We start from the raw sequence: 25,399 nt of genomic DNA, 5'->3' as shown, positions 1-25,399 counted from the left end.
AAATGGCAACCATGGAAACAGTTCGGAGAGGCCGGCAAGGCGCCGCGGCCTCAGCGGTTCAGCACACGCACATTGCTGACCGCCGGCGGCGCCGCGGAACGGTTCTGCAAGGTGTAGACCAGCGACAGCAGGGCCAATGTCTGCACGCTGCGGTCCTCGTGCGCAGTGCCGGCCGATTCCACGCCGGACGATTCCATGCTGGACGATTCCATATACGGCGGCACGCTGAAATGCTTGTCGCGGTAGTTCACGGCGACCGCGGCGCCGGGCACCGGCTGGCAGCATTGCATCCGGAACAGGTAAGCCTGGCGCTGCCGGCCGATGCGGATCGCGACGGGATCGATGCGGGTTGCGTCCGACGCGTTCTGGTAGCGGCTGAGTTCACCCAGGTAATACATCATCGATTGCGTGGAGCGCAACACCAGCCTGGCTTCGGCGATGTCCGGCCCGGCGGCGGTGCGCGGCGGCGCCGCCTTCGGATCGGCGGGCTTGCCGCCCGGACGGCGTTTGTCGCCCGGGCCGCCGACCGAGATCGACAGTGTGGAAAGTGCCTTGCCGATCCGCTTCAGCGTATCGGCCACCGGCGGCTCGGCGGTGCCGGCTGTGCTGGCGCCTGGCGCGGCGGAGGCATCGGCTGGTGCGGGAATGGCCGCCACGGCCACGGCCGCCGCGGCATCGCCGTCGATCGCGCAATCGGCCGCGCCGGCAATGCCGGACTTGCCCGAACCATAGGAATCGAGCTTGACGCCGGCTTCCCTGTTCACCTGGGCGAGGCGGTAATAGCGCGGCGTGCCTGCCGAGCGCGTGCCCGGTTCGGCCAGCTGCCGGCCCTCGGCGTCCACTTCCACCGGCACCAGCCCGGCGTTTTTCGCCGTGGTGACGACACCGACGTCCGCCAGTTTTTCGGCCGGAAACGGCTCGCCGAAAAACTCGTGGGACGTGGATTCGGACAGCACCAGCCGGCAGCCGGCGATCACGTCGACCAGCGCGCCGAACGCGGGGAAGGTTTCGTTGCGCGGGCTGTTGACCAGGTTGTGCAGCAGGTTGCCGTGGCTGTCATAGGTTTCCACCGCGCCCACGAACATGTACAGCAGCAGCGGCAGCGGCCAGCCCTGGCTGGCGAAATAGGCCATCAACCGGGCATCGACCGGCGTCGTCAGGCCGTTCATGAATTCCTGCGAGACCAGGCTGACGGTGTCCACCGCCGATGCCGATTCGAGCGTGGGCCGCAGCGCGTAGTACGGAGCCGCCGCGCCGCCGAACGGAATGTCGAGCCCGACGATCGGTGTGCCGAGACCACCGCCGCCGGGCGAGGCGCGCACCGCGTTCACCTGTGTGAAATGCATCGGCATGCGCTCGTGCGCGCGGGCGATGTTCAGCACCAGGTAGGCGTTGTGCGCATCTTCCTGCACGATGTTGGACGTGATCGCGCTGCGCACCAGCGGCCCGGAGCAGCCGGCCAGCAAGGCCGCAGAGACGGCGATGGCCAGGCCGGACCGGAGCGCCGGGAACGAGAAGGGTTCTAGCGCTGCCTGCCTGGCGCTGCCGTTCCGTTTCCCTGCCATCCTGCCTCCCGCACGATCGATGAGAGGGCAGGCTAAGGCGCGCACCGTTGAATGTCAATGAAATAACTTTTCGTGCCCGGCAACGCTGCTCACAGCAATGACAGCGCCGGCGGCCCCTCGCGCCCCAGCCAGGTGGAATCGAAGCGGGCCTGCGCCGCGGACAGCGCCGCCGCGTCGCCGCGCTGCCGGTACACCTCGACGAGGCCGCGCAGTGCCCAGCCGTTGCCCGGCGTGCGCGCCAGCGAGGCGCGGAAGGTCTGCTCGGCGGCGTCGAGGCGGCCGGCGCGCAACTGGGCCGCGCCGAGCGACTGGCGCACCGGGTAGTACCAGTACGGCGGCTCGGTGTAGGGCAGCGTGTCCTGCACGTCCACCGCTTCCTGGTAAGCCGCCAGTGCGGCGGGCAAGTCGCCCCGGGCGTCGGCCAGGCGGCCGGCGGCCACGGCCCGCGCGGTGCGCACGATGGCACGGGCCGGCACGTTCGCGGCCTCGACCGGCTTGAAGTCCGCCGTGCGTTCCAGCGCCGACAGCGCGGCGACCTCCCGCTGCGCCGCGGCGTGCGCGCCCTTGCGGGCATGGCCGACGGCGCGCGCGTAGTGCCACATGGCCTTCACCAGCACCAGTTCGTTGCCGGGATCGGGCAGGGCCAGCAGCGCATCCGGGCTGGAGAATTGCACATGCGAGAAATAGGGCGCGGCCTTCACCGGCTGCATCATGGCGAATTCCTTCACCAGTTGCGCCGGCAGCGCGCGGTCCAGCTTGGCGGCGGCATCCAGCGCGGTGCCGCCGTCGCCGCCCATCAGCGCCGACACCATCACGAAGTGGATGTTGTGCGGATAGTAGGCGCCCTTGTACACGGCATCGCTGGCGGCACTGCCGAAGTAGGCTTCATCGGCCGCGATCGCGTCCACGTTCGATTGCAGCGCTTCCCGGTACAGGCCGACCCGGTAGTAGATGTGGGACGGCATGTGCACCAGGTGGCCGGCGCCCGGCGCCTGCGCCGCCAGCAGCCGGGCGGAGGGCAGCGCCTTTTCCGGATGGCTCGATGCTTCCACCGCGTGGATGTAGTAGTGGGCCGCGCCCGGATGCCGCGGGTTGCGTTCCAGTACGCGCTCGAGCGCATCGACCATCTCGGCCGTGCGGCCCCTGGCGCGCGTGCCGGCGGCTTCCCAGTAGTCCCATGGCGACAGGTCCATCAGCGCCTCGGCGAACAGCACCTGCACCGTGTCGTCGTTGGGGAAGGCGCGCGCCGCGTCCGTCATCGCCGCCGCGTAGGCATTGTCCAGCGCGGCCCGGTCGACGGCCGGGGAAGCATCGTAGCGCCGCGCCACCGCGCGGATCAGCGCCTGCTCGACGGGCGTGCCGCGCGGCGCCAGCTTCATGGCCGCCTGCGCGGCGGCAAACGCCGGTTCGACCGCCTGCGGGAACATCGGCGCGTTGATGTTCGGGCCCAGCACCAGCGCCTCGCCCCACCAGCACATGGCGCAGCCAGGATCGACCGTGCGCGCCGCACGGAAGGCGCGCGCCGCCTCCGCATGGTTGAAGGCGAACGCCAGCCGCAGGCCCTGGTTGAAATAAGCCTGCGCCTTCGGCAGCTTCGTGGTGACCGGCACGTGCAGCGTGCCCAGGTTGTCGTACAGCGGCGGCATGCCGGCCGGTGGCGTCGCCTGGCCGCTGGCCGAGGGCCGGAATGGTGCGGTTTCGGCCTGCGCCAGCACGAGCCCATCCAGCAGCGGCGGGCGGCCCGGCCGCGCCGCCGTGCAGGTGGGTGCGCCGGCCAGCACGGGATCGAACCCGCCGCGCCGCTCGGCCTGCGAGGGCGCCAGGACCGCCGTACCGGCGGCGACGGCGGCCGTGGCCGCCAGGATTACGTTCGCTTTCATTACCCCTCCGTTTGAACATTCGGTGCATTCGGAATTGGAACCCCGGAGACAGGTCGGGTTCCGGGTTTTGAATCGCGCTATGTGTAGAATCAAAGTTACGTCATTTCTCTGGGAATGCAATGCCAAAGCTGGCCTGGGTACTGCTGCCGCTGGCGCTGTATTGCGCCTGGCTCGGCGCGGCGCTGGCGCGCGGCAGGACACCGTCGCGCCATGCGCTGAACGTACAGCTCAGCGTGCTGCTGATGGTGTATCTGCTGGCCACGGCCGGGCTGGGCATCTTCTGGGTGGCGAACCAGCAATTGCCCGTGTTCGACTGGCACTACCTGTTCGGCTACGGCACGCTGGCGCTGGTGGCGCTGCACCTGTGGTTCAACCTGCCGGTTGTATGGCGCACGCTGCGCGGCGGTGGCCGCGCCGCTGCACGGTCCATCCAGCCTGGACGCCCGCGGACAGCGCTGGCCGCCATGGTCGCAGTGGCAGCGCTGGCGCTGGGTACCGGCTACCTGGCGGGGGCGGCGCGTGCCCCGGCGCCGGCGGCGGTACAGCCTGCGCTGGACGACGACGTGGCCGCCGTGGTGCGCTTTCATGCGCACTCGTCGCTGTCGCGCACCGGCGTGTTCGGCAGCGCGCCCGGCGTCGACTGGGGCGACGCGCCGCCGCTGTTCAAGCGCTATCCGGATGCCCCGGTCGTTCCTCTCGGCCCGGTGGCCGGTGCGGCCGCCGGCCTGTCGGCCGCCCTGCGGGCGCCGGTGGCGCGCACGGGCCCGGCCACGCTGGCGGAAGCCGGCACCCTGCTGCACCTGGCGGCCGGCATCACGCAGCGGCGCGGCGGGCAGGCGCTGCGCGCCGCGCCATCGTCCGGCGGCCTGTTTCCCAGCGAGCTGTACCTGCTGGCCCGCCGCATCGAAGGGCTGGCGCCGGGCATTTATCATTACGACGCGGAAGGCGGGCGGCTTGCATCGCTGGGCCCGCTACCCGACAGCGACGGCGTGCCGTCCGCCACCGATGCCGATGCCGCCATCGTGCTCACGTCCATCTTCCACCGCTCAGGCTACAAGTACCGCGAGCGGGCCTGGCGCTATGCGGTGGCGGATGCCGGCCACCTGCTGGAGAACCTGCGCGTCGCGGCGAATGCCGCAGGGCTGCATGCCGCGCTGGCGCAGCGTTTCGACGAAGGCCTGCTGGCCGGTGCGCTGGGTGTCGACGGCATACGCGAAGCACCGCTGGCCGTGATGGAGTTGCGCCGCGATGGCCGCGCGGCGCCGGCCGTGTTTGCGCCCGCGTCGGCATCGGTACCGGCCGGCGCGGCAGGGCTGGGCGCCACCAGCCGGATACAGCAGGCCACCTCGCTGCGCCTGCCCGCGGTTCGCGGCGTTGCCGGCCTTGCGCTACCGGCACCGCAGCCCTCCGCGATGCCGGTGGCGCAGGTGATCGCCGCGCGGCGCAGCCAGCGCCGGTTCACCGCCGATGCCGTGCCGTTGCCGGTGCTGGCGTCGCTGCTGGGCGACATGCGGCAGCCGGCGCAACTGTCCGCCGCCGTGCGCATCCACCTCGTCGTCAACCGGGTGCACGGGCTGGCACCGGGCGTCTACCGCTACGGCCCGGGCCATGCGCTCGAGCGCGTGCGCAGCGGCCCATTCGCCGCGGCCGCCCGCTCGGCCGCGCTGGCGCAGGACGTGATCGGCGATGCCGCCGTCGTGCTGGTCCTCTCCGCCGACCGCCGCGCCATACTGGCCGACGGCGCGCGCGGCTACCGCCATGCCTTCCTCGAAGCCGGCCTCGCCGGCGAACGCTGGCTGCTGGGCGCGACCGCCCGCGGCCTGGGCGCCTGCCCGGTGGGCGCGTTCTACGACGACGACGCGGCCGCGCTGGTCGGTGCCGACGGCCAGCGCGAGTGGGTACTGCACTTTGCCGCGCTGGGCGTGGTGGGCCGATGACTGGTAGACTTTCCGCTTGCCCTGGACTTTTTCGCCATGCCCGACCTTCCCGCCGCCGACATCCACCTGCGCAGCTACGGTGCGCAGCGCGAGGGCGACCGCCATGCGTTCGCGCAGCTGGTGCTGCCCGTCGCCGGCACGGTGCTGCTCGATATCGAGGGCCGCGAAGGGCGGCTCGATCCGCTGCATGGCGCCCTGGTGGCGCCCGGCGCGTGGCACGCGCAGTGCGGCACCGACGGCAACCGGTCGGTCGTCGTCGACATCGGCACGGACAGCGGTTTCCTTGCGCAGGGAGACTGGCAGCGCCTGCTGGAACGGCCGTTCACGCCGCTGGCAGCGGCTGCGCGCAAGCTCGTCGAATACATGGCGCTGATGCACGGCACGCAGGCGCTGCGCCCTGCGTTGCGCCCTGCGTTGCGCCCTGCGTTGGTTCATGGCTGGGTGCCGCTGCTGCTCGATGCGCTGGCCGAGGCGCCGCCGCAGCCCGCGTCGCGCCTGGCGGCGCTGTGCGCGCGGATCGAAGCGGAGCCGGGCCAGCCATGGACGACCGCGTCGATGGCGTGCTGCGCCGGCGTCAGCGTCAGCCGGCTGCATGCGCTGTTCCGGGAAGAGCTCGACGCCAGCCCCCATGCGTGGCTGATGGCGCGGCGGCTCGACCGTGCCTGCGAATGGCTGGCCGCAGGCAACGGCACGATCGCCAACGTGGCGCTGGCCGCCGGCTTCACCGACCAGAGCGCGCTGACGCGGGCGCTGCGCGCCGCGCTGGACACCACGCCGGCCGCCTACCGCCGCCGCGCCAGGCAGGAGAATGGCGCAAGAATGCGGCAGGAATCGCCAAGAAAATAGCCTGGGAACCGTCGAGAATCGCCTTTTTCAAGGAGATTCGGATGGTCGAACATCATCGCCGCGGCATTGCCGCGGGCATCGCGGCCGGCGCCGTCTGGGGGCTGATCTTCGTGGCGCCGGGGCTGGCGCCCGGCTTCACGCCGCTCCAGCTGTCCGCCGGCCGCTACCTCGCGTACGGCATCATCGCCGCGCTGCTGCTCGCGCCGTCATGGCGCGCGGTCACCGCGCGGCTCACGGCGGCCGACTGGCGCGCCCTGGCCGGCCTGGGCCTGGCCGGGAATATCGTCTATTACGTGCTGCTGGCCGCCGCCGTGCAATCGGGCGGCGTGGCCATGGCCTCGCTGGTGATCGGCCTGGCGCCGATCGCCATCACGCTGGCCGGCAGCCGGGACCGGCATGCCGTGCCGCTGCGGCGGCTGCTGCCGTCGCTGTTGCTGAGCGCGGCCGGGCTGGCCTGCATCGGCAGCGATGCGCTGTCCGCATCCGGCTCGCCGTTCGGCCTGTCGTGCGCGCTCGGCGCGCTGGCATCATGGACGCTGTACACAGTATGGAACAGCCGCGTGCTGGCACGGACCAGCACGGTGTCGGGCGGGCAGTGGAGCCTGCTGGTGGGCGTGGTGACGGGACTCGAGGCACTGCTGCTGGCGGTGCCGGCTTTCGTGTGGACGGATGGGCCGCACGAGGCAACAGCATGGTGGCGTTTCATCGGCGTCGTCTCCACCGTCGCCCTGCTGTGCTCCGTGTTCGCGAATACCTTGTGGAATGTCGCCAGCCGGGCCTTGCCGCTGGCGCTGACCGGGCAGATGGTCGTGTTCGAGACGCTGTTCGGCCTGCTGTACGGCTTCCTGTGGGAGAGCCGCTGGCCAGCCATGCACGAAAGCGCGGCGATCGTGCTGCTGGTCGGGGGCGTGGTGGCCTGCGCCGCGGCGCACCGGGTGGACAAGCCGCGGCCGGCGCCCGTGGGCGCCAGGCCGCAGCCATTGCCTTAGTTAACGGCTTTTCGCGCTGGCTTCGCGCAGCACGCGGAACTCGGAATCCTTGCCCCAGTTCGGCCAGTTGCGCGAATCGGCCAGGTCGCGGCCCAGGCCGTACAGCAGTTCCAGGTCGCTGGCCATGCCGGTGAACGGCCACTTGGCATTCCACTCGTCGGCCGGCTGGTGGTAGCGGTCCTTCGTGTAGCTTTCCTCTTCCGCCTTGCCGGCCGCGGTGCCGCCGGCAACCCAGTCCTCGCCCGAGCCGAACGACAGGGCCGGTACGCCGCGCTTGGCGAACGAGAAGTGGTCGGAGCGGAAGAAGTAGCCCGCTTCCGGCTTCGGATCGGCGGCATAGGCCTGGTTGCGCTGGCGCGCCTTGGCCACCAGCAGGTCGAGAAGGTCCAGCTTCGCGCTGCCGGAAATGGTGAAGTTGCGCGACGGGCCATGCGGGCTCAAGGCGTCCAGGTTGATCACGCCCACGGTCTTCTCCAGCGGGTACACCGGGTTGGCGGCGTAGTACTCGGAACCCAGCAGGCCTTTTTCTTCCGCCGTCACGGCCAGGAACACCACGCTGCGCTTCGGGGCCGGCCCCTGCGCATACGCGCGCGCCAGTTCGATCAGCGCGGCCATGCCGGTGCCGTTGTCGACCGCGCCGTTGTAGATCTTGTCGCCCTTCGCATCCGGTGCGCCCACGCCCAGGTGATCCCAGTGGCCGCTGTAGATGATGGTTTCGTCGGCGCGCTCGCTGCCGGGGATCAGCGCCACCACGTTGCGCGACTTGATCACCTGCGCATCGACCGCGTAGCGGGCCGACAGCGTCACGCCGGCCAGCGGCACCGGCTTGAAGTCGCGGCTTTGCGCCTGCTTCTTCGCCGCCTCGAAATCCAGGCCGGCGCGCTTGAACAGGTCGGCGGCGGCATCGCGCTGGATCCACGCTTCCATCGGCGCATGCGATTTTGCCGGGTCCTTGCGCACGATGTCGTACATGACGTTGGTGTTCGAATTCTTCACGGTGGCCCAGCCGTACGAGGCCGGCGCGGTTTCATGCACGATGATCGTGCCCAGCGCCCCGCGGCGCGCCATTTCCTCGTACTTGTAGGTCCAGCGGCCGTAGTAGGTCATGGCCTTGCCGCCGAAATCGCCGGCACCGGTTTCAAAGTCGGGATCGTTGATCAGCACGATCGCCAGCTTGCCTTTCAGGTCCTGGCCCTTGAAATCGTCCCAGTTGCGTTCCGGCGCGGTGACGCCGTAGCCGGCGAATACCAGCGGCGCGTTCTTGAAGTCCACCAGGGGCTTGCCGTTCATCGATGCGCGCACGGCCATCTGCTCGCCCTGCGTCCATGTCAGCGCATCCTTGCCGGCATGGACCGTCAGCGTGACCGGGCCCTGGATCTGGAAGCGGCCCAGCGGCACTTCCTGGGTCCAGCCGCGTTTGCCGCCGGTGATGTCGCCGCCAGGCTGCGCACCGGCGGCCTTGAACTGTTCGACCAGGTAATCGACCGTTTTCGTCTCGCCCGCGGTATGCGGCTCGCGGCCTTCGAAGGCGTCGGAAGACAGCACCTTGACGTGCTGGGACAGGCGTTGCGGGTCGAATGTCGGGGTGGCCGCATGCGCCGCGAACGCGGCCAGCAGCAGCGTGGCCAGCAGGGTTTTTTTCACCAGGGATCTCCTTGTGTAAAAGAATGAAGCAGCAAGTATCGTCCGAACCGCCGCCGCGGTAAAGCCTTCAGGGCATTTCGGCACCTTCGCGCTTCCTGGCATTCTGCAGGCCGATCCGGTCGTGCTCGAACGATTGCGCCAGTTCCTGCCGGGCTTCCTCCTGGATCGAGATCATCTGCGATTCGTCGCGGAAGTGCGGGAACATCGCGTCCAGCGTGGCCAGGTTATGCTCGCGGAAGGTGGTGCGCGCCAGGCGCGCGCTGGCTTCGTCGATGCCCAGCTGGCGCATGGCGTGCTCGCCGATGCGCAGCGCCGCTTCGAAGGTTTCGCGCTCGACGATGTCCACGCCCCGTTCGCGCAGCTCGAACAGGTGCGTCACGTTGCGTGCCCGGCCGATCATCTTCAGGTGCGGGAAATGCTCGCGTACCAGGTCCGCCAGCCGCAGGCTGGACTCCATGTCGTCGATCGCGTTGATCAGCAGGACCGCCTTGTCCGCCTCGGCGGCGCGCAGCAGGTCGAGCCGCGTGGCGTCGCCGTAGAACACCCGCAGGCCGTAGCGGCGCAGCACGTCGATCAGGTCCGGATCGTTGTCCAGCACCGTCATGCGGATGCCGGATGCGGCCAGCATGCGGCCGGCGATCTGGCCCACGCGGCCGAAGCCGGCGATGATGACGCGCGCGCCATCGGGTTCGATGGTATCGGCCGGTTTCGGCGCCGTGGCGTACAGGCGCCGGCTCAGCCGCTCGGCGCCCGCCATGGCCAGCGGCGTCAGCGCCATCGATACCGCCACCACCAGCACCAGCGTTTCACGCCACTGGGCCGTCAGCACGTTGGCGTCCTGGGCCACGGCCAGCACCACGAATGCGAATTCGCTGCCCTGCGCCAGCAGCCCGGCGAACGGCCAGCGCTGCACCGCCGGCACCGGCAGCGCGCGCGCGGCCACGCCGAGCAGCACCATCTTCAGCAGCACGTAGCCGACAGTCAGCGCGGCGATCCACAGCGGCGCCGCGGCCAGCAGTCCGAAGTTGACCGACATGCCGACCGAGGTGAAGAACAGTCCAAGCAGCAGGCCCTTGAACGGTTCCAGGTCGGTTTCCAGCGCCTTGCGGTATTCCGAGCCGGCCAGCAGCACGCCGGCCAGGAAGGCGCCCAGGCCCATCGACAGCTCGGCCAGTTCCATCAGCTGGGCGATGCCGAGCACCAGCAGCAGCGCGAACGCCGTGAAGATTTCGCGCAGGCCGGTGCGGGCGATCAGCCGCAGCGCGGGGCGCATCGCATAGCGGCCGACCAGCAGCACGCAGGCCACGGCGCCGGCGGCAAACAGCGGGTTGAAGTCGGCCGCGCCGCCGCCGCCCAGCAGAGGCACCAGCACCAGCAGCGGGATCGCGGCCATGTCCTGGAACAGCAGGATCGCGAAGGCCGCCTGGCCGGCCGGCGTATTGTCCAGGTTACGCTCGTTCATGTTCTGCACCGCGATCGCCGTCGACGACAGCGCCAGCGCGATGCCCGCCACCAGCGCGCCGAGCCACGGCACGCCGAGCAGCCAGGCCGCGGCGCCCAGCGCAAGGCCGCAGGCCGTCATCTGCAGCGCGCCGCCGCCCAGCACCAGCTTGCGCATCGCCACCAGCTTGGCGGGCTGCAGTTCCAGTCCGATCAGGAACAGCATCAGCACCACGCCGATTTCCGCCACGTGGCCGATCAGTTCCACTTCGCCGATCAGGCCCAGGCCCCACGGGCCGATGATGGCGCCGCCGATCAGGTAGCCGAGCACCGAGCCGAGGCCGAGGCGCTGGGCCAGCGGCACCAGCAGCACGGCGGTCACGAGGAAGACGATGGGGGTGAGCAGAAGGTCGTGCATGGCGGGCAGGTTGCGGTTGAGTAGCCTGCAATGGTACGTCTTCCCGAGACTGGCCGCGCGGCTTTTGCTATGCTGCGAGCTTCAACGAATGACGGAGCAAATGATGGTCTCGCTGCAGGAACAATTGATGAAGGCCGGCCTGGTCGACAAGAAAAAGGCCGCCAAGGTCCACCAGGACAAGAGCAAGCAGAAGAAGGAAGCACTGCGCAGCGGCACGGTGGTGGTCAATGAAACGAAGGAAGCGGCCCTCGAGGCGCAGCGCCGCAATGCCGAGCGGGCGCGCGAACTGAACGCGCAGCGCGACGCGGCGGCGCAGCAGAAGGCGATTGCCGCGCAAATCGCGCAGCTGGTGAAGCAGAACCGCCAGCCGAGGGGTAACGGCGACATCGCCTACAACTTCACGTATGGCACCAAGGTCGAGCGGATCCACGTGTCGGCCGCGGTGCGCGACCACCTGGTGGCCGGGCGGCTGGTGATCGTCGGCCAGGGCGAGACATTCGAACTGGTGCCGCGCGTGGTGGCCGACAAGATCGCCGAACGCGATGCATCGCTGGTGGTGCGGGTCAGCAAGCCTTCCGCCGCCGTGGCTGCGGAAGACGATCCTTACGCCGACTACAAGATTCCCGACGATTTCGATTGGTGAGATATCAGCTGTTGCAGCGCGGCCGTGCAATTGTGTCATAAGGAAAACACACTGTTGCATTTCCGCTGAATTGCATTGCCTTGAAAATATTTATTGACGCTTGGAAATAGTCGGGCTGCTACCATGTCGGGTCAGGCCTTTCGGCCGCGAGGACAACATGGGCGCGCTCTTCCAACGTATCAAACTGTCACTGGGTGCACGTGCGCTTCCGGTGGGCGTTTTCGTTGCCGGCGTGCTCCTTTCGGCCGGCGCCGGCATGTCTCGTTTCGAGCACGCGCTGGCGCAGCAAGCCGCCGCGCAGCAGGATGCCGCCGAGGATTACCTGTTCCTGTTGCGCCATCGCCTGTCCCTCTACGAGGGAGCCAGCCGCGACCTGGCGGCGCTGTTCAGCGCTTCCGAAGCCATCAAGGCCGGAGAGTTTTCCGCATTCATCACGGCCAGCCGCGTCTTCGAGCGGTTCGACGGCATCCGCGCCTTCGGCTACGTGGCGCGCGTGCCGGCCGCGGATGTCGCCCGGTTCGAGCGTGCCACGCGGCGCGAGGTGCCCGGTTTCCATCTCGTCGACCCGTTGCCCGCGCACGAGTATTACCCGATGGTGTATGGCGAGCACGCCTTCGATCCGGTGCGCATGGAGGCCCTGCAGGGCGTCGACTTCGCGGCGATTCCCGAACGCTGGTCGGCGATGGAGGAAGCGGCGCGGCGCGGCGAACCGGTGACGACGCGGCGCATGCCGGCCATCCTCGACACGCAGCGGCGCCAGATCGTCCAGGTCTACGCGCCGGTGATGCTGCCTGGCGCGGGCCCGGCAGGCGTAAAGGGCTTCATCTTTTCCACGCTCTACACGGACGCGATGTTCCTCGGCCTGGACAATGGCCGCATGGCGCGCCAGTTCGACATGGAGGTCTATGACGGCTCGGTAGCGCCGGATAACCTGGTATACAGTGCGGCGCCCGTTCCCCATGCGCTGGAGCGGCCCGACGCGGGCCCCGCCTACCGCGGCACCGTGCGGTTCGCCAACCGCGCGTGGCTGATCCATTTCCATGCCAGGCGGGGCGCCGGCGAAGCCGAACCGGCCCGCGCGGCAGCGCTGATCGCGATGGCCGGCGCGCTGCTGTCGCTGGTTGCCGCGTGGGCTTCGGCGACATGGCCCCGCTACCGCGCGCGCCGGCGCGCCATGCAGGAATTCAGCGATCGCTTCGCCGGCTTTTTCGAACACCATCCGTTCGCCGTGTATGCGATCGACACGCAGCGGCGCTTCCTGCATGCGAACGGCCAGATGCTGAAGGAACTGGGCGTCGAGCGGCAGGCGCTGCTCGGCACGCGGGTGGACCGGTACGTGGACGCCGGGGCCCGCGGCGAGGCCGAGCGGCACCTGGACGAAGCGCTGGCCGGACAGGCGGTGGCATACACGACCCGCATCGGCGTTGCCGACGGCCGCATGGTGGACATGTCGATCGTGCTGATCCCGATGAGCACCGGTGACGGGGTCGCGCACGTACTGGGCTTTGCCGAGAACATCACCGAGCGCAAGGAGGCCGAGCGGGCGCTGCATGCGTCGCGGCAGATGCTGCAGCTTATCCTCGACAACATCCCGCAAAGCGTGTTCTGGAAGAACGCCGACAGCGTGTACGAGGGCGGTAACCGCGCACTGCTGGCCGATGCGGGACTGGCCACCGATGCGGAACTGATCGGCCGGACCGATGCCGACCTGCACTGGAAGGACCAGGCACCGCACTACCGGCAGGTGGACCTGGAAGTCATGCAATCGGGCGTGGCGCGAATGCGGATGCAGGCGCTGGACCGCGACATCGCCGGTGCCGAGCGCTGGGTCGAGACCAGCAAGATTCCGCTGAAGGACGATGCCGGCAACGTGACCGGCGTGCTGGCCGTGACCGAGGACATCACGGCGCGCAAGTACATGGAACAGGAACTGTTCCGCCGCGCCCACCACGATTCGCTGACGGGCCTGCCCAACCGGAGCTATTTCAACAGCCAGCTGGAGCAGGCGGTCGCGCGTGCCCAGCGGCACGGTGCCCTGGCGTTGATGTACTTCGACATCGACCGCTTCAAGGGCATCAACGACACGCACGGCCACGACGTGGGCGACGACGTGATCCGCATGTTCGCCAGCCGCGTGCAGGCGGTGGTCCGCGAAGCCGATTTCGTGGCGCGCCTGGGCGGCGACGAATTCGTGCTGATCGCCGAAGGCCTGCAGGGTGCCGCGGCCGCCGCGGTGATCGCGCAGAAGATCATCGGCGCGATGGTGCCGCCATTCCAGCTCGGCACCGCCACGCTGCAGGTGACCACCAGCATCGGCATCGCCGCGTTCGAGGCGGGCCGGACCGCGCGCACCCTGATCCGCGCCGCCGACCAGGCGATGTATGACGCCAAGCGGGCGGGGCGGAACTGCTTCCGGATCGCACCGGCGGACGCCGACCGGAGCGCGGCCTAGTTCCCTGAATCCGTGTCAGGGATCGAGCGGATCCCACGGATCGACCCGCAGCGACCGCGGCGAGGGCAGGAATTCCAGTTCGTAGGGCGACAGGCGGGTGCCGACCGTGCCAGGCTGGTAGCCCAGCTCCGCCGGGTTGCGCGCGGCGAACTCGGGGCTTTCGATATAGGCGCTCTGGCTGGAATTGGCGACGATCAGCGTCGGGCGGTCGAGCGGCGCACCCATGGCCACCAGGCGCCGCGTGGCGTTACGCAGGTTCGTCGTGGTGTGCCGGGCATACGGCTCGATGACGATGCGGTCCGCCGGAATGCCATAGCGCTCGACCAGCACCTTGCGCATTTCCACGGCCTCGTTGAAGCGCGAATCCTTCGGATGCACGGCCGCGCCGCTGGTGATGATGAATGCCGCCTCGCCCTCGGCGAACCGGCTGGCGGCCAGTCGCAGGTGCAGCTTGCCGCGCGCGCTCAGCGAGATCGCCGGGTTCTCCGGCCCCACGCCCGGTATGATGATCGCCGTGTACCGGTAGCGCTTCCAGTCGATGCCGCGCGCCCGCGCGAATGCCGCCGCGTTGTGCGCCTTGTCGAGCGGCTCGAACGCCACCGCGTCGCGCCGTTCGTTCACATCGATGAGGGCGATCGCCAGCGGAATGCTGGCATCCAGGCTCAGGGCCGGATCGTTCCTGCCCGCGCCGGCGAGCCAGATGGCATCGGCCACCAGTGCCTTGAACTCGTCGCTGCCCGGCTTTTCCACCGATCCGTCGATCTTCGGGTAACGCGACTCGGTACCGAAACCGTAGATCTGCAGGATCGCGTTCAGGCCGCGCAGCTCGCGCACGACCTGCGCCCTGACGCCGTCATCGGCAATCGGCGGCCCGTTCGGTGTCACCGTGGGAAGGGCTGGCACGGCGCGCGCCACCGCATCCATCTCCTCGTCCGTCCAGGTGGACGCCAGGAACAGGCACTTGGACGCGCCCTGGCATGCCTCGATGCGCTTCCTGCGGCTGTCCAGCACCGTGGCAAGGCCCGCGGGCGGGCCCGCCTTGATGCTGGCGACCGCCGGGAACAGCTGGTTGGCCATCAGGGCCCAGTACTGGTCCTTGACCGGAGCGGCGTGGGAGGGCAGGGCGGCAGCCAGCGCCGCCGCGAGGATGAAACGTTTCAGGTTCTTCATTTGCTTTACCATGCCTTGCTCACCATGAATCGTGCACTGCGCCCGAACACCGGACGGCCATAGATCGCCACGTTGCTGCCCTGGCCCGCCAGCGTGTCGGTACGCGGATTGCCTTCGGTGAGGCCTTTCGCGTTCGTCAGGTTGTCGCCGGTGAGCTGGAACTGCCAGTCGCCGCGCGTGACGGTGATACCGGCGCCGACCGAGCGATACGAAGGCAGCGCGGTGGCATTGAACAGGTCGACATAGCGCTTGCCCGTGTAGGCATAGCTGCCGTTCAGGTCGACCGTGCTGTCGCCCACCCTGAAGCTGTAGCCCGGGCGTACATTGCCGAACACCTTCGGTTCGCGGACGATACGGTTGCCGACCACCTGCGAAGGATCGGCCCCGGTGGCGCTGACGAAGTTGCGGTATTCCGGTTCCTGGATGGTCAGCGACGCGTTGATGACGAAACGGTCCGTGACATGCCACGCGCCGTCGGCTTCGGCGCCACGGATGACGGCCTTGCCGAAGAACGGCACGGTCTGGTCGTTGCGCCCGGTGGCCGGGTTGAAGGCGACGAACGAGGCGTTCAGCGGATCGAACTGCGTGTAGAAGCCGGTGATGTACAGGTACGAGCGGCCGAAGGTGGTCTTGAAGCCGGCTTCGTACTGGTTGGCCTTCGTCGTCAGCACGAGCGGATCGACGGATGCGGCCACCTGCATCGTCGGCGGCACTTCGAGGTGCGAGGCGCGCAGGTAGCCGCCGAAGCGGGCCGAAAAGTCGTAGTTGGCGCCGACCGTCCAGTTGGTGGTGTGCGGCTTGTAGACGTGCTCCTGGCGCTCGCCGGTGAAGGCCCGGGTGGTATTGTCGGCCAGCGTGGCCGCGTTGCCCAGGTTGGCCGCCTTTGTCAGCAGCGCGTAGCCGTCGTATTTGTAGCGTTCGGTGCGCACGCCCGCATCGAGGCGCAGGCGGTCGGTGATATCCCAGGTGTCGTTCAGGTACAGCGCGGCCATCCTGGCATCCACTTCGCCGCCGTTCAGCGTCGTCGTGTAGCGCAGCACGCCGTTGTCGGTGACCGAACCGAGCACCGCGCCGGAGGCAGAGTAGGCCAGCAGGTCGAGCGTGCGCGGCTGGCCCTGTACTTCGATCAGCATGTCGTTGTAGACCGACTGGCTGGTGGCGCCATACGTGCTGCCATAGAAGCCCACCTTCAGGTCGTGGCTTCCCAACCCGGTTTGGAAATTGCGCGTGAAATTCAGGTCCACCTGGTTCGAGTGGAAGTCGGACTTCAGGGCGCGGTATTGTCCCTGCATCACGAGGCCCGACGCGGTGGCGGGATCGTAGGCCTGGCCGGTGCCCGAAAACGCGTAGCCCAGCCGGTCCACCGCGCCGAACGCGGTCCTGGCGGCAGCGAGGAAGCCGTTGGCGAAGGTGCCGGCATCGGCCGGGTTCGACGTCGAATAGAACGCATCGAAATCCAGCTTGCCCTTCGTGAAGCCGGCCTTGGCGGAGACTTGCCACGGACCCAGTTCCCCGTCGTACTGCAGGCCGATGTTGCCGAAGCGGAGATGGCGGCCATTGGCCAGGTCGCGCTGGCTGGTTTGCAGTGTGTTCGTGCCATCGAGGTACTGCTGGCGCACGCTGCGCAGCGACGGCGAATTCATCGTGCCCTTGAAGTAATCGATGTACGGATCGAGGGACACACCGGGATTGCGCGGATCGGCCACCGGGATCGGCAGGTAGAACACGTTGTGGTCGTTGAGGAAGTTGGCGCTCAGTTTCCACGTGCCGGTATCGGTCACCCGCTTGATGTTGGCGCGCAGCTGCCCGCCGCGATCGTTGGGAAAGCCGTTGTCGCGGTGGCCGTCGTCCTCGCGGAGGAAGCCGCCGATCGCATAGAAAGTGCGGTCGTCGATCTTGCCGGCCTGGTAGGCATCGAGGCGCTTCAGGCCCGTGGTGCCGACGGTGACCTGGGCCTTGCCGCGGGTGGTTTCCGTGCCGGTGACCGTGGTGCTGTTGACGATGGCGGCCGCCTGGCTCGCGTAGATCGGCGCCGGGCCGCCGCGCACCACCTCGATGGTCTTCGTCATCAGGTCGTAGCGGTTCATGCTGTCGCCACGGAAGAAGAAGCCGTTAATCTCCGTCATCAGCGGCAGGCCGTCCTGCTGGAACAGCGCATAGCCGTCGTCGGTCGGGATGCCGCGCACGCGCGTCACGTTCTGCACTTCGCCGCCCGTTGCTTCCACCTGGATGCCGGGCATCTTGCCCAGCAGGTCGGCCATGTTCAGCGGCGCGAGCTTCTGCACCTCGCTCTGCGACAGCGAATTCACCGCATACGACACGTCGAAACGCCGCTGGGGGCGGGCCGAACCGGTGACGACCACCACCTGGGAATCGGTGGCTTCGGCAGGCTGGTTCGCCTGCCCGGCTTCCTCTGTTGCGACCTGGGCAAAGGCCGGCATGGCCAGCGCGGCCAGCGCGCCGATCGCACAGCTGACCGCCAGTGTGGTTTTCTTCTTGATCAAGTTTCACTCCGGGTGGGTATGGAAAAAACATCAACCCCGGAGCATAGAAAGTAATTGTGACAACAGTATTTATGGCTTGTGAAAAGAAAGCCTGTCCATGGCAACCGTCGCGTGCGGCGCAAAAAAAGCCCGCGTATCGCGGGCGCAAGCCAGCGGCATGCCATGGGCGCATGCCGCCAGGGGAACAAGGACCGGATCGATCGCGCGCTTACATCGGCATCACGACCGAGTCGATCACATGGATCACGCCGTTGTCCGCCGCGATATCGGTCTTCACGACATTGGCCTTGTCGACCATGACCTTGCCGCCCTTTGCCGTCACGGTGAGATTCGCGCCTTCGACCGTCTTCACGGCGCCCGGCTTCACGTCGGCGGCCATCACCTTGCCCGGCACCACGTGGTAGGTCAGCACTTTCGTCAGCGCGGCCTTGTCCTTCAGCAGCGCATCCAGCTTGGCCTTCGGCACCTTGGCAAAAGCCGCATCGGTCGGCGCGAAAACGGTGAACGGGCCGGGGCCTTTCAGGGTTTCCGTCAGCCCGGCAGCCTGCACCGCCGTGACCAGCGTATTGAACGTGCCGGCCGACTTGGCGGTGTCGACGATATCGGCCGCGTGCGCCGCGCCGAAGGCCATGCCGAAGATTGCTGCAAACATGATTTTCTTCATTTTGTTTCCTCTCGAGTTATCGAACAGTGGTTGAACCGTTGTATTGCCAATTCATGGGATAAATTTAAGAGCCGCACGATTGAATGTCCATGCATTGACGCGATATCATCGGATATTCATGGTTCAACGTCGGTTCATATATGGAAAATACTTCAGAGCAACCTCTTTATCGCAGCGGTGTCGCCGCCCGGCTGGCGGGCTTGAGCGTGGAAACGCTGCGCGTCTGGGAACGGCGCTACGGCGTATCGGAAACCCAGCGTTCCGAACGCGGCCAGCGCCTGTACACGGCCGGGCAGGTACGTCGCCTCGGACTGCTGAAACAGCTGGTGGACAACGGCCACCCGATCGGCACGCTGGCAGCATTGCCGCTGGAGCGGCTGGAAGAGCTGGCGGGCGTGCGCGGCAGTGCTCCCGTGGCGCTGCTGGCATTGCTGCGCGTGGCTCTGGTGGGAGAAACGCTGGCGCGGCGGGTTGCCGCCACCGGCAACGGCCTGGAGGTGCAGCGTGTCGCTGCGCGCCTGGACGGCGACCTGGCCGCGCTGCAGGGCGCGTCGGTGGACGTGCTGCTGGTGGAGTTGCCGGAGCCGGATGAAACGATGGTGCCGCTGGTGGCGGCGGCGCGCGCGGCGGCCGGCGCCGCGGCGGTGGTGGTGCTGTACCGCTTCTGCGCCAGCGCCACGATACGGGCGCTGCGCGCGCAGGACTGCATGGTGGTGCGCATGCCGTCCGAAATGGGCGAGCTGGCCCAGCTGTGCCACGCGGCGCTGGCAGGGCGGCATTTGCCCACGCTCGACCGTGCCGCAGATGGGGTGCCGCCGATCCGCTTCGATGAAGCCGCGCTGGCCACGATCACCGCGGCCGGCAACCGGGTCGCCTGCGAATGTCCGCGCCACCTGTCCGACCTGCTGCTGATGGTGGGCAGCTTCGAGCGCTACAGCGCGCAATGCGCCTCCCGCAACGAAGCCGATGCGCAGCTGCACCGCGAGCTGGGCCATGCCGCCGGCCTGGCACGCAGCGTGCTCGAGACGGCGATGGAGCGGCTGGTGGTGGCCGAGGGTTTGCCGCTGCCGAGCCTGCCGCCCCGGCCCTGAACGCCGATCCTGACGGGCCGATCCCGATGCTTTCGGTCCTGATGCTTTCGATCCTGACGCTTCGATCAGGATACTGGCGCGTGTCGGCTGCGCGCCACTACGTCACCTTACGTATGTCCATCCGCGTCCCGGTTGGTGATGATGTGTCTACAACATCACACAACGAAAGGGATGCCAATGAAGTCGATCTGCACGGGAGTACTGCTGGCTGCCACGTCGCTGGCGGCGCTGGACGCCCAGGCCGGGGCCACGATTCCATTCGGGGAGGACAAGTCGGTCAGCGTCGGTTTCGGCATGCGCGGCAGCTACTCCAGTATTGAGAACGGCGCGCCGGACGGTTCGCACAGCAACGACTTCAACCTGGACAGCGCGCGCATCTTCCTCGGCGCCTCGCTGAACAAGAACATCAAGGGCATGTTCAACACCGAGTGGGACGGCGACCGCATCCGCGTGCTCGACGCGGCCGCGCAGTTCGCGATTTCGCCGGAACTGAACGTGTGGGCCGGCCGGCTGCTGTCGCCGAGCGACCGCGCCAACATGGCGGGCCCGTACTACTCGCTGGGCGGCGGCTACTGGGCCGGCGTGGCGTCGCGCTACGGCTACAACGGCGGCATCTTCCGTGGCCGTGACGACGGCGTGGTGGTCTGGGGTAACCTGGCCGGCGGCAAGCTGGGCTACTCGTTCGGCGCCTTCGAGGGCCACACCTTCGGCATCGGTTCGCTGACCGACGACCAGGCCAGGGCCGCCGGCATCGATGCATCGGACAAGCCGATGTTCGCCGGCCGCCTGCAATACGACTTCTGGGATGCCGAACCGGGCTACTACGGCACCGGCAGCTACCTGGGCAGCAAGGACATCCTGGCCATCGGCCTGGCCGGGCGCCAGCAGAAGGATGGCGTGCTGACCACGGCCGCCATCGGCGACTACGAATCCTGGAACGTCGACTTCCTGATGGAGAAGCGCCTCGGCACCGCGGGCGCCGTATCCGTCGAAGCGGCCTACTACGACTACGACACCGGCAACGCCGTGCTTGCCGAGCAGGGCAAGGCCTGGTCGGCCGGCGGCGGCTACATCTTCCCGATCGCCCTCGGCAGCCTGCAGCCCTACGTGCGCTACCAGAAATTCGAGGCCGATACCGGCATCGACACGCGCCAGGAAGACGTGGGCGTGAACTGGATCATCGACGGCTACAACGCCCAGCTTGGTGCGGTCTACTCGCGCACGAAGATGACCCGTGCTTCCGACCAGTCGCGCTTCGTTGTCGCGCTCCAGCTCCAGTACTGATATCAACTCATCGAGAAGAGGATCACCATGCAAACCCGCCGCCATTTCGTCACTTCCATTGCCGCTGCTGCCGCCCTGTGCGCCGCCGGCCTGCCTGCCTACGCCGCCGATACGATCAAGGTCGGCATCCTGCACTCGCTGTCCGGCACGATGGCGATCTCGGAAACGTCGCTGAAGGACGTCGCCCTGATGACGATCGAGGAGATCAACGCCAAGGGCGGCGTGATGGGCAAGAAGCTCGAAGCCGTCGTCGTCGACCCGGCGTCGAACTGGCCGCTGTTCGCCGAGAAGGCGCGCCAGCTCGTTTCCAAGGACAAGGTGGCCGCGGTGTTCGGCTGCTGGACGTCGGTGTCGCGCAAGTCCGTGCTGCCGGTGTTCAAGGAAACCAACAGCCTGCTGTTCTACCCGGTGCAGTACGAGGGCGAGGAACTGGAAAAGAACGTGTTCTACACGGGCGCGGCACCGAACCAGCAGGCGATTCCCGCCGTGGAATACCTGATGAGCAAGGATGGCGGCGGCGCCAAGCGCTTCGTGCTGCTGGGTACCGACTACGTCTATCCGCGCACCACCAACAAGATCCTGCGCGCCTTCCTGAAATCGAAGGGCGTCAAGGACAGCGACATCCAGGAAGTCTATACGCCGTTCGGCCACGCCGACTACCAGACCATCGTCGCCAACATCAAGAAGTTCTCCGCCGGCGGCAAGACGGCCGTGGTGTCGACGATCAACGGCGATTCCAACGTGCCGTTCTACAAGGAGCTGGGCAATGCCGGCCTGAAGGCGACCGACGTGCCGGTGGTGGCCTTCTCGGTCGGCGAGGAAGAGCTGCGCGGCGTGGACACCAAGCCGCTGCTGGGCCACCTGGCCGCATGGAATTACTTTGAATCCGTGAAAAACCCGACCAACGCCTCGTTCGTGAAGAAGTGGAAGGCTTACGCGGCGGCGAAGAAATTGCCGAATGCCGCCACCGCGGTGACCAACGATCCGATGGAAGCGACCTATGTCGGCATCCACATGTGGGCCCAGGCGGTGGAAAAGGCGAAATCCACCGATACCGACAAGGTGATCGCGGCGATGGGCGGCCAGACCTTCAAGGCGCCTTCGGGCTACACGCTGACGATGGACATGACGAACCACCACCTGCACAAGCCGGTGATGATCGGCGAGATCAAGAGCGACGGCCAGTTCTCGGTGGTGTGGAAGACCAAGGAGCCGGTGCGCGCGCAGCCATGGAGCCCGTTCATCCAGGGTAACGAGGGCAAGCAGAAGCTGTAAGGAAAGCAGCAAAACCACGGATGCGGAGGCTGCCGATGGCTGCCTCCGCATCCACAAAGGACCACGATATGGCGCATTTCCTCCGAACTCTCGCTGCGCTGCTGGTGCTGGGCTTTGCAAGCCTGTCCGCCCACGCAGCGATCGACCCGAATATCCTGAAACCCCTGGCGGGCGACGACTCCGATGCGCGCATCGAGGCCGTCGTCCGCATCGCCGCGCTGGCCAACGATGACGCCCGCAAGGTGCTGCAGGCGCTGAAGGACGACAGCCTGTACGCCACCCCGGAAGGCGACGTGCTGGTGGTCACCGACGACAGCGCCTGGAACCCGGCCACCGGCGCCACCGGCCCGCTACCCGACGGGATCGACGGCGTGGTCGTCAACAACCGCCTGCGCGGCGCGGTCGATGGCGCGCTGTCCGGCATGGCGCTGCTGTCGACGGATGCCGCGCAGCGCCGCGCCGCCGCGCAGGCGTTGCTGGACCGCGGCGTCACGCCGGAGCAGTTGCCGCTGGTGACAAAGGCGCTGGCCGTCGAGACGGACCCGGATATCAAGGCCACGCTGCAGTCGGCGAAAGCGGTGGCCGACCTGCAATCTCCCGATGCTGCCGTACGCAAGGCCGCCGTGCTCGCGCTGGCCGATACCGGCACCGCGTCGCTGCGCCCGCAGCTGCAGGCCATGCTGGAAAAGAACGCCGACGGCAGCCATGCGGAGCCGGACGGCGACCTCCGCCTGGCCGCGGCCAACACGCTCAATGCGATCGACGGCCGCACGTCGCGCGCCGAATTCGTGGGCAACCTGTTCTATGGCCTGTCGCTGGGCAGCGTGCTGCTGCTGGCGGCGCTGGGCCTGGCCATCACCTTCGGCCTGATGGGCATCATCAACATGGCGCACGGCGAACTGCTGATGATCGGCGCCTACACCACGTACCTGGTGCAGGCGGTGTTCCGCCAGTATTTCCCGGGCGCCCTCGACTGGTACCTGGTCGCCGCGCTGCCGTGCGCGTTCTTCGTGGCGTTCGCCGTCGGCGTGCTGCTGGAGCGCACCGTCATCCGCTGGCTGTATGGCCGCCCGCTGGAAACGCTGCTGGCCACCTGGGGCATCAGCCTGATCCTGATGCAGGCGGTGCGCACGGTGTTCGGCGCGCAGAACGTGGAAGTGGCCAATCCATCGTGGATGGCCGGCGGCGTCACGGTCATGGGTTCGCTGGTGCTGCCGTACAGCCGCATCGCGATCATCATCTTTGCCGCCCTGGTGGTGGCCGCCGTCTGGCTGATCCTCAACAAGACGCGCCTCGGCCTGTTCGTGCGCGCCGTGATGCAGAACCGCCGCATGGCCGATTGCGTGGGCGTGCCCACCAGCCGCATCGACATGATGACGTTCGGCCTCGGCTCCGGCATCGCCGGCCTGGGCGGCGTGGCGCTGTCCCAGATCGGCAACGTGGGGCCCGACCTGGGCCAGGCCTATATCGTCGACTCGTTCATGGTGGTGGTGCTGGGCGGCGTCGGCCAGCTGGCCGGCACCGTGATCGGCGCGCTGGGCCTGGGCGAAGTCAACAAATTCCTGGAACCCGTGGCTGGCGCCGTGCTGGGCAAGATCGCGATCCTCGTCTTCATCATCATCTTCATCCAGCGCCGGCCGCAGGGCATGTTCGCGCTGAAAGGAAGGAGCGTCGAATGAGCGCCCGCAAGTCATTGTTCTCGAAACGCGCCTGGACCGCGCTGGCCGTGGTCACCGTGGTGGCCGCCGCGCTGCCGCTGCTGAACCTCATGTTCCCGGCCGGCCATGCGCTGCACATCTCCAGCTACGTGCTGGGGCTGGTGGCCAAGTTCATGTGCTTCGCGCTGGCAGCGCTGGCGCTGGACCTGGTGTGGGGCTACACCGGCATCCTGTCGCTGGGCCACGGCCTGTTCTTCGCGCTGGGCGGCTATGCGCATGGCATGTACCTGATGCGCGCCATCGGCCGCGACGGCGTCTACCAGAGCAACCTGCCGGACTTCATGGTCTTCCTCGACTGGAAGGAGTACCCGTGGTACTGGGCGATGACGGACAGCTTCTGGTACTGCATGCTGCTGGTGGTGCTGGTGCCCGGCGTGCTGGCGTTCGTGTTCGGCTACTTCGCGTTCCGCTCGCGGATCAAGGGCGTGTATTTCTCGATCATCACGCAGGCGCTGACGTATGCGGCGATGCTGCTGTTCTTCCGCAACGATACTGGCTTCGGCGGCAACAACGGCTTCACGGACTTCAAGCGCATCCTCGGCTTCGACATCACGGCACCGGGCACGCGGGCGGTGCTGTACATCGTCACGCTGGCTTTCCTGGTCGGTGCGCTGCTGCTGTGCCGCTGGATCGTCACGTCGCGCCTCGGCCGCGTGCTGCAGGGCGTGCGAGACTCGGAATCGCGGCTGATGTTCATCGGCTACGACCCGCTGTGGTTCAAGCTGTTCGTGTGGACGCTGTCCGCCGTGCTGTGCGGGATCGCCGGCGCGCTGTACGTGCCGCAGGTGGGCATCATCAATCCTTCCGAAATGTCGGCGGCCAACTCGATCGAAATGGTGGTGTGGGTGGCGATCGGCGGACGCGGCACGCTGGTCGGCCCGATCATCGGCGCGTTCACCGTCAACGGCCTGAAAAGCTGGTTCACCGCCACCTTCCCCGACCTGTGGCTGTTCGCCCTGGGCCTGCTGTTCATCCTGGTCACGCTGTTCATGCGCAAGGGCATCCTGGGCCTGTTCGAGGACCTGAAATCCATCCGCCGCAAGGCCCCGGCGGAAACGCCGGCGGAAGAAAAATCGAAGGAGGCGGCATGAGTGCATTGAAACGCGAAGGGCTCGACACCACCCACGGCGCGATCCTGTACCTGAGCGACATCACCGTGTCGTTCGACGGCTTCCGCGCCATCAACAAGCTCAATCTCGATATCTCGGTGGGCGAACTGCGCTGCATCATCGGCCCGAACGGTGCCGGCAAGACGACGATGATGGACGTCATCACCGGCAAGACGCGGCCGACCTCCGGCACCGCCTTTTTCGGCCAGACCTATGACCTGGCGACGATGACGGAATACGAAATCGCCCACGCCGGCATCGGCCGCAAGTTCCAGCGTCCCACGGTATTCGAGCAGCACACCGTGTTCGAGAACCTGGAACTGGCGATGAAGATGGACAAGCGCGTGCGCCCCACGCTGTTCGCCCGGCTGACTTCCGAGCAGGAAGACAAGATCGCGTCGATCCTGCGACTGATCCGGCTGAACGGCCAGGAAGACCGGCTGGCCGGCCTGCTGTCGCACGGCCAGAAGCAGTGGCTGGAAATCGGCATGCTGCTGATGCAGGAACCGCAACTGATCCTGCTCGATGAACCGGTGGCCGGCATGAGCGATGCCGAAACGGCACGCACCGCCGAACTGCTGAACGAATTGCGCGGCAAGCATTCGATCATGGTCGTCGAACACGATATGGGCTTCGTGACCGAGATCGCCCAGCAGGGCAAGGTGACAGTGCTGCATGAAGGTTCGGTGCTGGCCGAGGGCCGCATGGACGAGGTGCAGGCCGATGAACGGGTGATCGACGTGTACCTGGGACGATAAAGAAAGGCGGGA

Annotated in this window: 18 protein-coding genes; 11 read left to right on the top strand and 7 right to left on the bottom strand. The window is 67.6% G+C overall.

Going from position 1 to position 25,399, the window contains the following annotated elements; genetic code table 11:
• Window positions 1-50: 50 nt before the first annotated feature.
• Together ACY34H_RS05275 and ACY34H_RS05270 are read right to left on the bottom strand one after the other, a co-directional pair.
• On the bottom strand, window positions 51-1,565 hold the full coding sequence (locus tag ACY34H_RS05275) for a hypothetical protein (protein ID WP_464976441.1): 1,515 nt from the start codon (window positions 1,563-1,565) through the stop codon (window positions 51-53).
• An 89-nt stretch (window positions 1,566-1,654) separates the two neighbouring features.
• Entirely contained in the window at window positions 1,655-3,445 is a 1,791-nt protein-coding gene (locus ACY34H_RS05270) for a tetratricopeptide repeat protein (RefSeq protein WP_464976440.1), read from the bottom strand.
• Window positions 3,446-3,564: 119 nt separating this feature from the next.
• On the opposite strand from ACY34H_RS05270, the gene ACY34H_RS05265 reads away from it, so the two are divergent.
• From ACY34H_RS05265 to ACY34H_RS05255, 3 genes are read left to right on the top strand one after another with little or no spacing between them, the layout of a single operon-like run.
• A complete protein-coding gene (locus ACY34H_RS05265; RefSeq protein WP_464976439.1) occupies window positions 3,565-5,382 on the top strand; it encodes a SagB/ThcOx family dehydrogenase in 1,818 nt (605 codons plus the stop codon).
• A 36-nt stretch (window positions 5,383-5,418) separates the two neighbouring features.
• Complete coding sequence (locus ACY34H_RS05260; RefSeq protein WP_464976438.1) at window positions 5,419-6,228, top strand: helix-turn-helix transcriptional regulator; 810 nt, start codon at window positions 5,419-5,421, stop codon at window positions 6,226-6,228.
• A gap of 41 nt (window positions 6,229-6,269) precedes the next feature.
• Window positions 6,270-7,217 carry a DMT family transporter gene (locus ACY34H_RS05255; protein ID WP_464976437.1) on the top strand — a complete coding sequence of 316 codons (948 nt, stop codon included), beginning with the start codon at window positions 6,270-6,272 and terminating at the stop codon, window positions 7,215-7,217.
• Here ACY34H_RS05255 and ACY34H_RS05250 read toward each other — a convergent pair whose 3' ends face one another.
• Both ACY34H_RS05250 and kefC read right to left on the bottom strand, forming a co-directional pair.
• Window positions 7,218-8,861: a M28 family metallopeptidase gene (locus tag ACY34H_RS05250; protein WP_464976436.1), complete on the bottom strand. Its 1,644-nt coding sequence runs from the start codon at window positions 8,859-8,861 to the stop codon at window positions 7,218-7,220.
• 67 nt (window positions 8,862-8,928) lie between these two features.
• Window positions 8,929-10,719 carry a glutathione-regulated potassium-efflux system protein KefC gene (gene kefC / locus ACY34H_RS05245; RefSeq protein WP_464976435.1) on the bottom strand — a complete coding sequence of 597 codons (1,791 nt, stop codon included), beginning with the start codon at window positions 10,717-10,719 and terminating at the stop codon, window positions 8,929-8,931.
• A gap of 103 nt (window positions 10,720-10,822) precedes the next feature.
• Between kefC and ACY34H_RS05240 the strand changes: the two genes are divergently transcribed.
• Window positions 10,823-11,362 (top strand): DUF2058 domain-containing protein, encoded by a 540-nt coding sequence (locus ACY34H_RS05240; protein ID WP_464976652.1) that lies wholly within the window; start codon window positions 10,823-10,825, stop codon window positions 11,360-11,362.
• Between the two features lie 256 nt (window positions 11,363-11,618).
• On the top strand, window positions 11,619-13,814 hold the full coding sequence (locus ACY34H_RS05235) for a sensor domain-containing diguanylate cyclase (protein ID WP_464976434.1): 2,196 nt from the start codon (window positions 11,619-11,621) through the stop codon (window positions 13,812-13,814).
• A 15-nt stretch (window positions 13,815-13,829) separates the two neighbouring features.
• On the opposite strand, the gene ACY34H_RS05230 is transcribed toward ACY34H_RS05235, so the two are convergent.
• The 3 genes from ACY34H_RS05230 to ACY34H_RS05220 form a co-directional block, all read right to left on the bottom strand.
• Complete coding sequence (locus tag ACY34H_RS05230) at window positions 13,830-14,984, bottom strand: YdcF family protein (protein ID WP_464976433.1); 1,155 nt, start codon at window positions 14,982-14,984, stop codon at window positions 13,830-13,832.
• Between the two features lie 5 nt (window positions 14,985-14,989).
• Complete coding sequence (locus ACY34H_RS05225) at window positions 14,990-17,488, bottom strand: TonB-dependent receptor (protein WP_464976432.1); 2,499 nt, start codon at window positions 17,486-17,488, stop codon at window positions 14,990-14,992.
• A 208-nt stretch (window positions 17,489-17,696) separates the two neighbouring features.
• Complete coding sequence (locus tag ACY34H_RS05220) at window positions 17,697-18,152, bottom strand: fasciclin domain-containing protein (protein WP_464976431.1); 456 nt, start codon at window positions 18,150-18,152, stop codon at window positions 17,697-17,699.
• A gap of 140 nt (window positions 18,153-18,292) precedes the next feature.
• On the opposite strand from ACY34H_RS05220, the gene ACY34H_RS05215 reads away from it, so the two are divergent.
• The 6 genes from ACY34H_RS05215 (at window position 18,293) to urtD (ending at window position 25,387) form a co-directional block, all read left to right on the top strand.
• Window positions 18,293-19,243 carry a MerR family transcriptional regulator gene (locus ACY34H_RS05215; RefSeq protein WP_464976430.1) on the top strand — a complete coding sequence of 317 codons (951 nt, stop codon included), beginning with the start codon at window positions 18,293-18,295 and terminating at the stop codon, window positions 19,241-19,243.
• Window positions 19,244-19,420: 177 nt separating this feature from the next.
• Window positions 19,421-20,527 (top strand): porin, encoded by a 1,107-nt coding sequence (locus ACY34H_RS05210; RefSeq protein WP_464976429.1) that lies wholly within the window; start codon window positions 19,421-19,423, stop codon window positions 20,525-20,527.
• 27 nt (window positions 20,528-20,554) lie between these two features.
• Window positions 20,555-21,802 (top strand): urea ABC transporter substrate-binding protein, encoded by a 1,248-nt coding sequence (gene urtA / locus ACY34H_RS05205; RefSeq protein WP_464976428.1) that lies wholly within the window; start codon window positions 20,555-20,557, stop codon window positions 21,800-21,802.
• 68 nt (window positions 21,803-21,870) lie between these two features.
• A complete protein-coding gene (gene urtB / locus ACY34H_RS05200; protein WP_464976427.1) occupies window positions 21,871-23,481 on the top strand; it encodes an urea ABC transporter permease subunit UrtB in 1,611 nt (536 codons plus the stop codon).
• Entirely contained in the window at window positions 23,478-24,611 is a 1,134-nt protein-coding gene (urtC, locus tag ACY34H_RS05195; protein WP_464976426.1) for an urea ABC transporter permease subunit UrtC, read from the top strand. The genes urtB and urtC overlap by 4 nt, the downstream gene beginning before the upstream one ends.
• Entirely contained in the window at window positions 24,608-25,387 is a 780-nt protein-coding gene (gene urtD, locus ACY34H_RS05190; RefSeq protein WP_464976425.1) for an urea ABC transporter ATP-binding protein UrtD, read from the top strand. The genes urtC and urtD overlap by 4 nt, the downstream gene beginning before the upstream one ends.
• Window positions 25,388-25,399: the final 12 nt, after the last annotated feature.

This window comes from Pseudoduganella sp. jia 9 (genome assembly GCF_055502615.1).
This window is presented reverse-complemented; position numbering and strand designations above follow the sequence as displayed.

Coding starts and splice junctions, on each gene's coding strand:
- ACY34H_RS05275 (WP_464976441.1), bottom strand. CDS start 1,565: ATGGCAGGGAAACGGAACGGCAGCGCCAGGCAGGCAGCGCTAGAACCC.
- ACY34H_RS05270 (WP_464976440.1), bottom strand. CDS start 3,445: ATGAAAGCGAACGTAATCCTGGCGGCCACGGCCGCCGTCGCCGCCGGT.
- ACY34H_RS05265 (WP_464976439.1), top strand. CDS start 3,565: ATGCCAAAGCTGGCCTGGGTACTGCTGCCGCTGGCGCTGTATTGCGCC.
- ACY34H_RS05260 (WP_464976438.1), top strand. CDS start 5,419: ATGCCCGACCTTCCCGCCGCCGACATCCACCTGCGCAGCTACGGTGCG.
- ACY34H_RS05255 (WP_464976437.1), top strand. CDS start 6,270: ATGGTCGAACATCATCGCCGCGGCATTGCCGCGGGCATCGCGGCCGGC.
- kefC (WP_464976435.1), bottom strand. CDS start 10,719: ATGCACGACCTTCTGCTCACCCCCATCGTCTTCCTCGTGACCGCCGTG.
- ACY34H_RS05240 (WP_464976652.1), top strand. CDS start 10,823: ATGGTCTCGCTGCAGGAACAATTGATGAAGGCCGGCCTGGTCGACAAG.
- ACY34H_RS05235 (WP_464976434.1), top strand. CDS start 11,619: ATGTCTCGTTTCGAGCACGCGCTGGCGCAGCAAGCCGCCGCGCAGCAG.
- ACY34H_RS05230 (WP_464976433.1), bottom strand. CDS start 14,984: ATGAAGAACCTGAAACGTTTCATCCTCGCGGCGGCGCTGGCTGCCGCC.
- ACY34H_RS05220 (WP_464976431.1), bottom strand. CDS start 18,152: ATGAAGAAAATCATGTTTGCAGCAATCTTCGGCATGGCCTTCGGCGCG.
- ACY34H_RS05215 (WP_464976430.1), top strand. CDS start 18,293: ATGGAAAATACTTCAGAGCAACCTCTTTATCGCAGCGGTGTCGCCGCC.
- ACY34H_RS05210 (WP_464976429.1), top strand. CDS start 19,421: ATGAAGTCGATCTGCACGGGAGTACTGCTGGCTGCCACGTCGCTGGCG.
- urtA (WP_464976428.1), top strand. CDS start 20,555: ATGCAAACCCGCCGCCATTTCGTCACTTCCATTGCCGCTGCTGCCGCC.
- urtB (WP_464976427.1), top strand. CDS start 21,871: ATGGCGCATTTCCTCCGAACTCTCGCTGCGCTGCTGGTGCTGGGCTTT.
- urtC (WP_464976426.1), top strand. CDS start 23,478: ATGAGCGCCCGCAAGTCATTGTTCTCGAAACGCGCCTGGACCGCGCTG.
- urtD (WP_464976425.1), top strand. CDS start 24,608: ATGAGTGCATTGAAACGCGAAGGGCTCGACACCACCCACGGCGCGATC.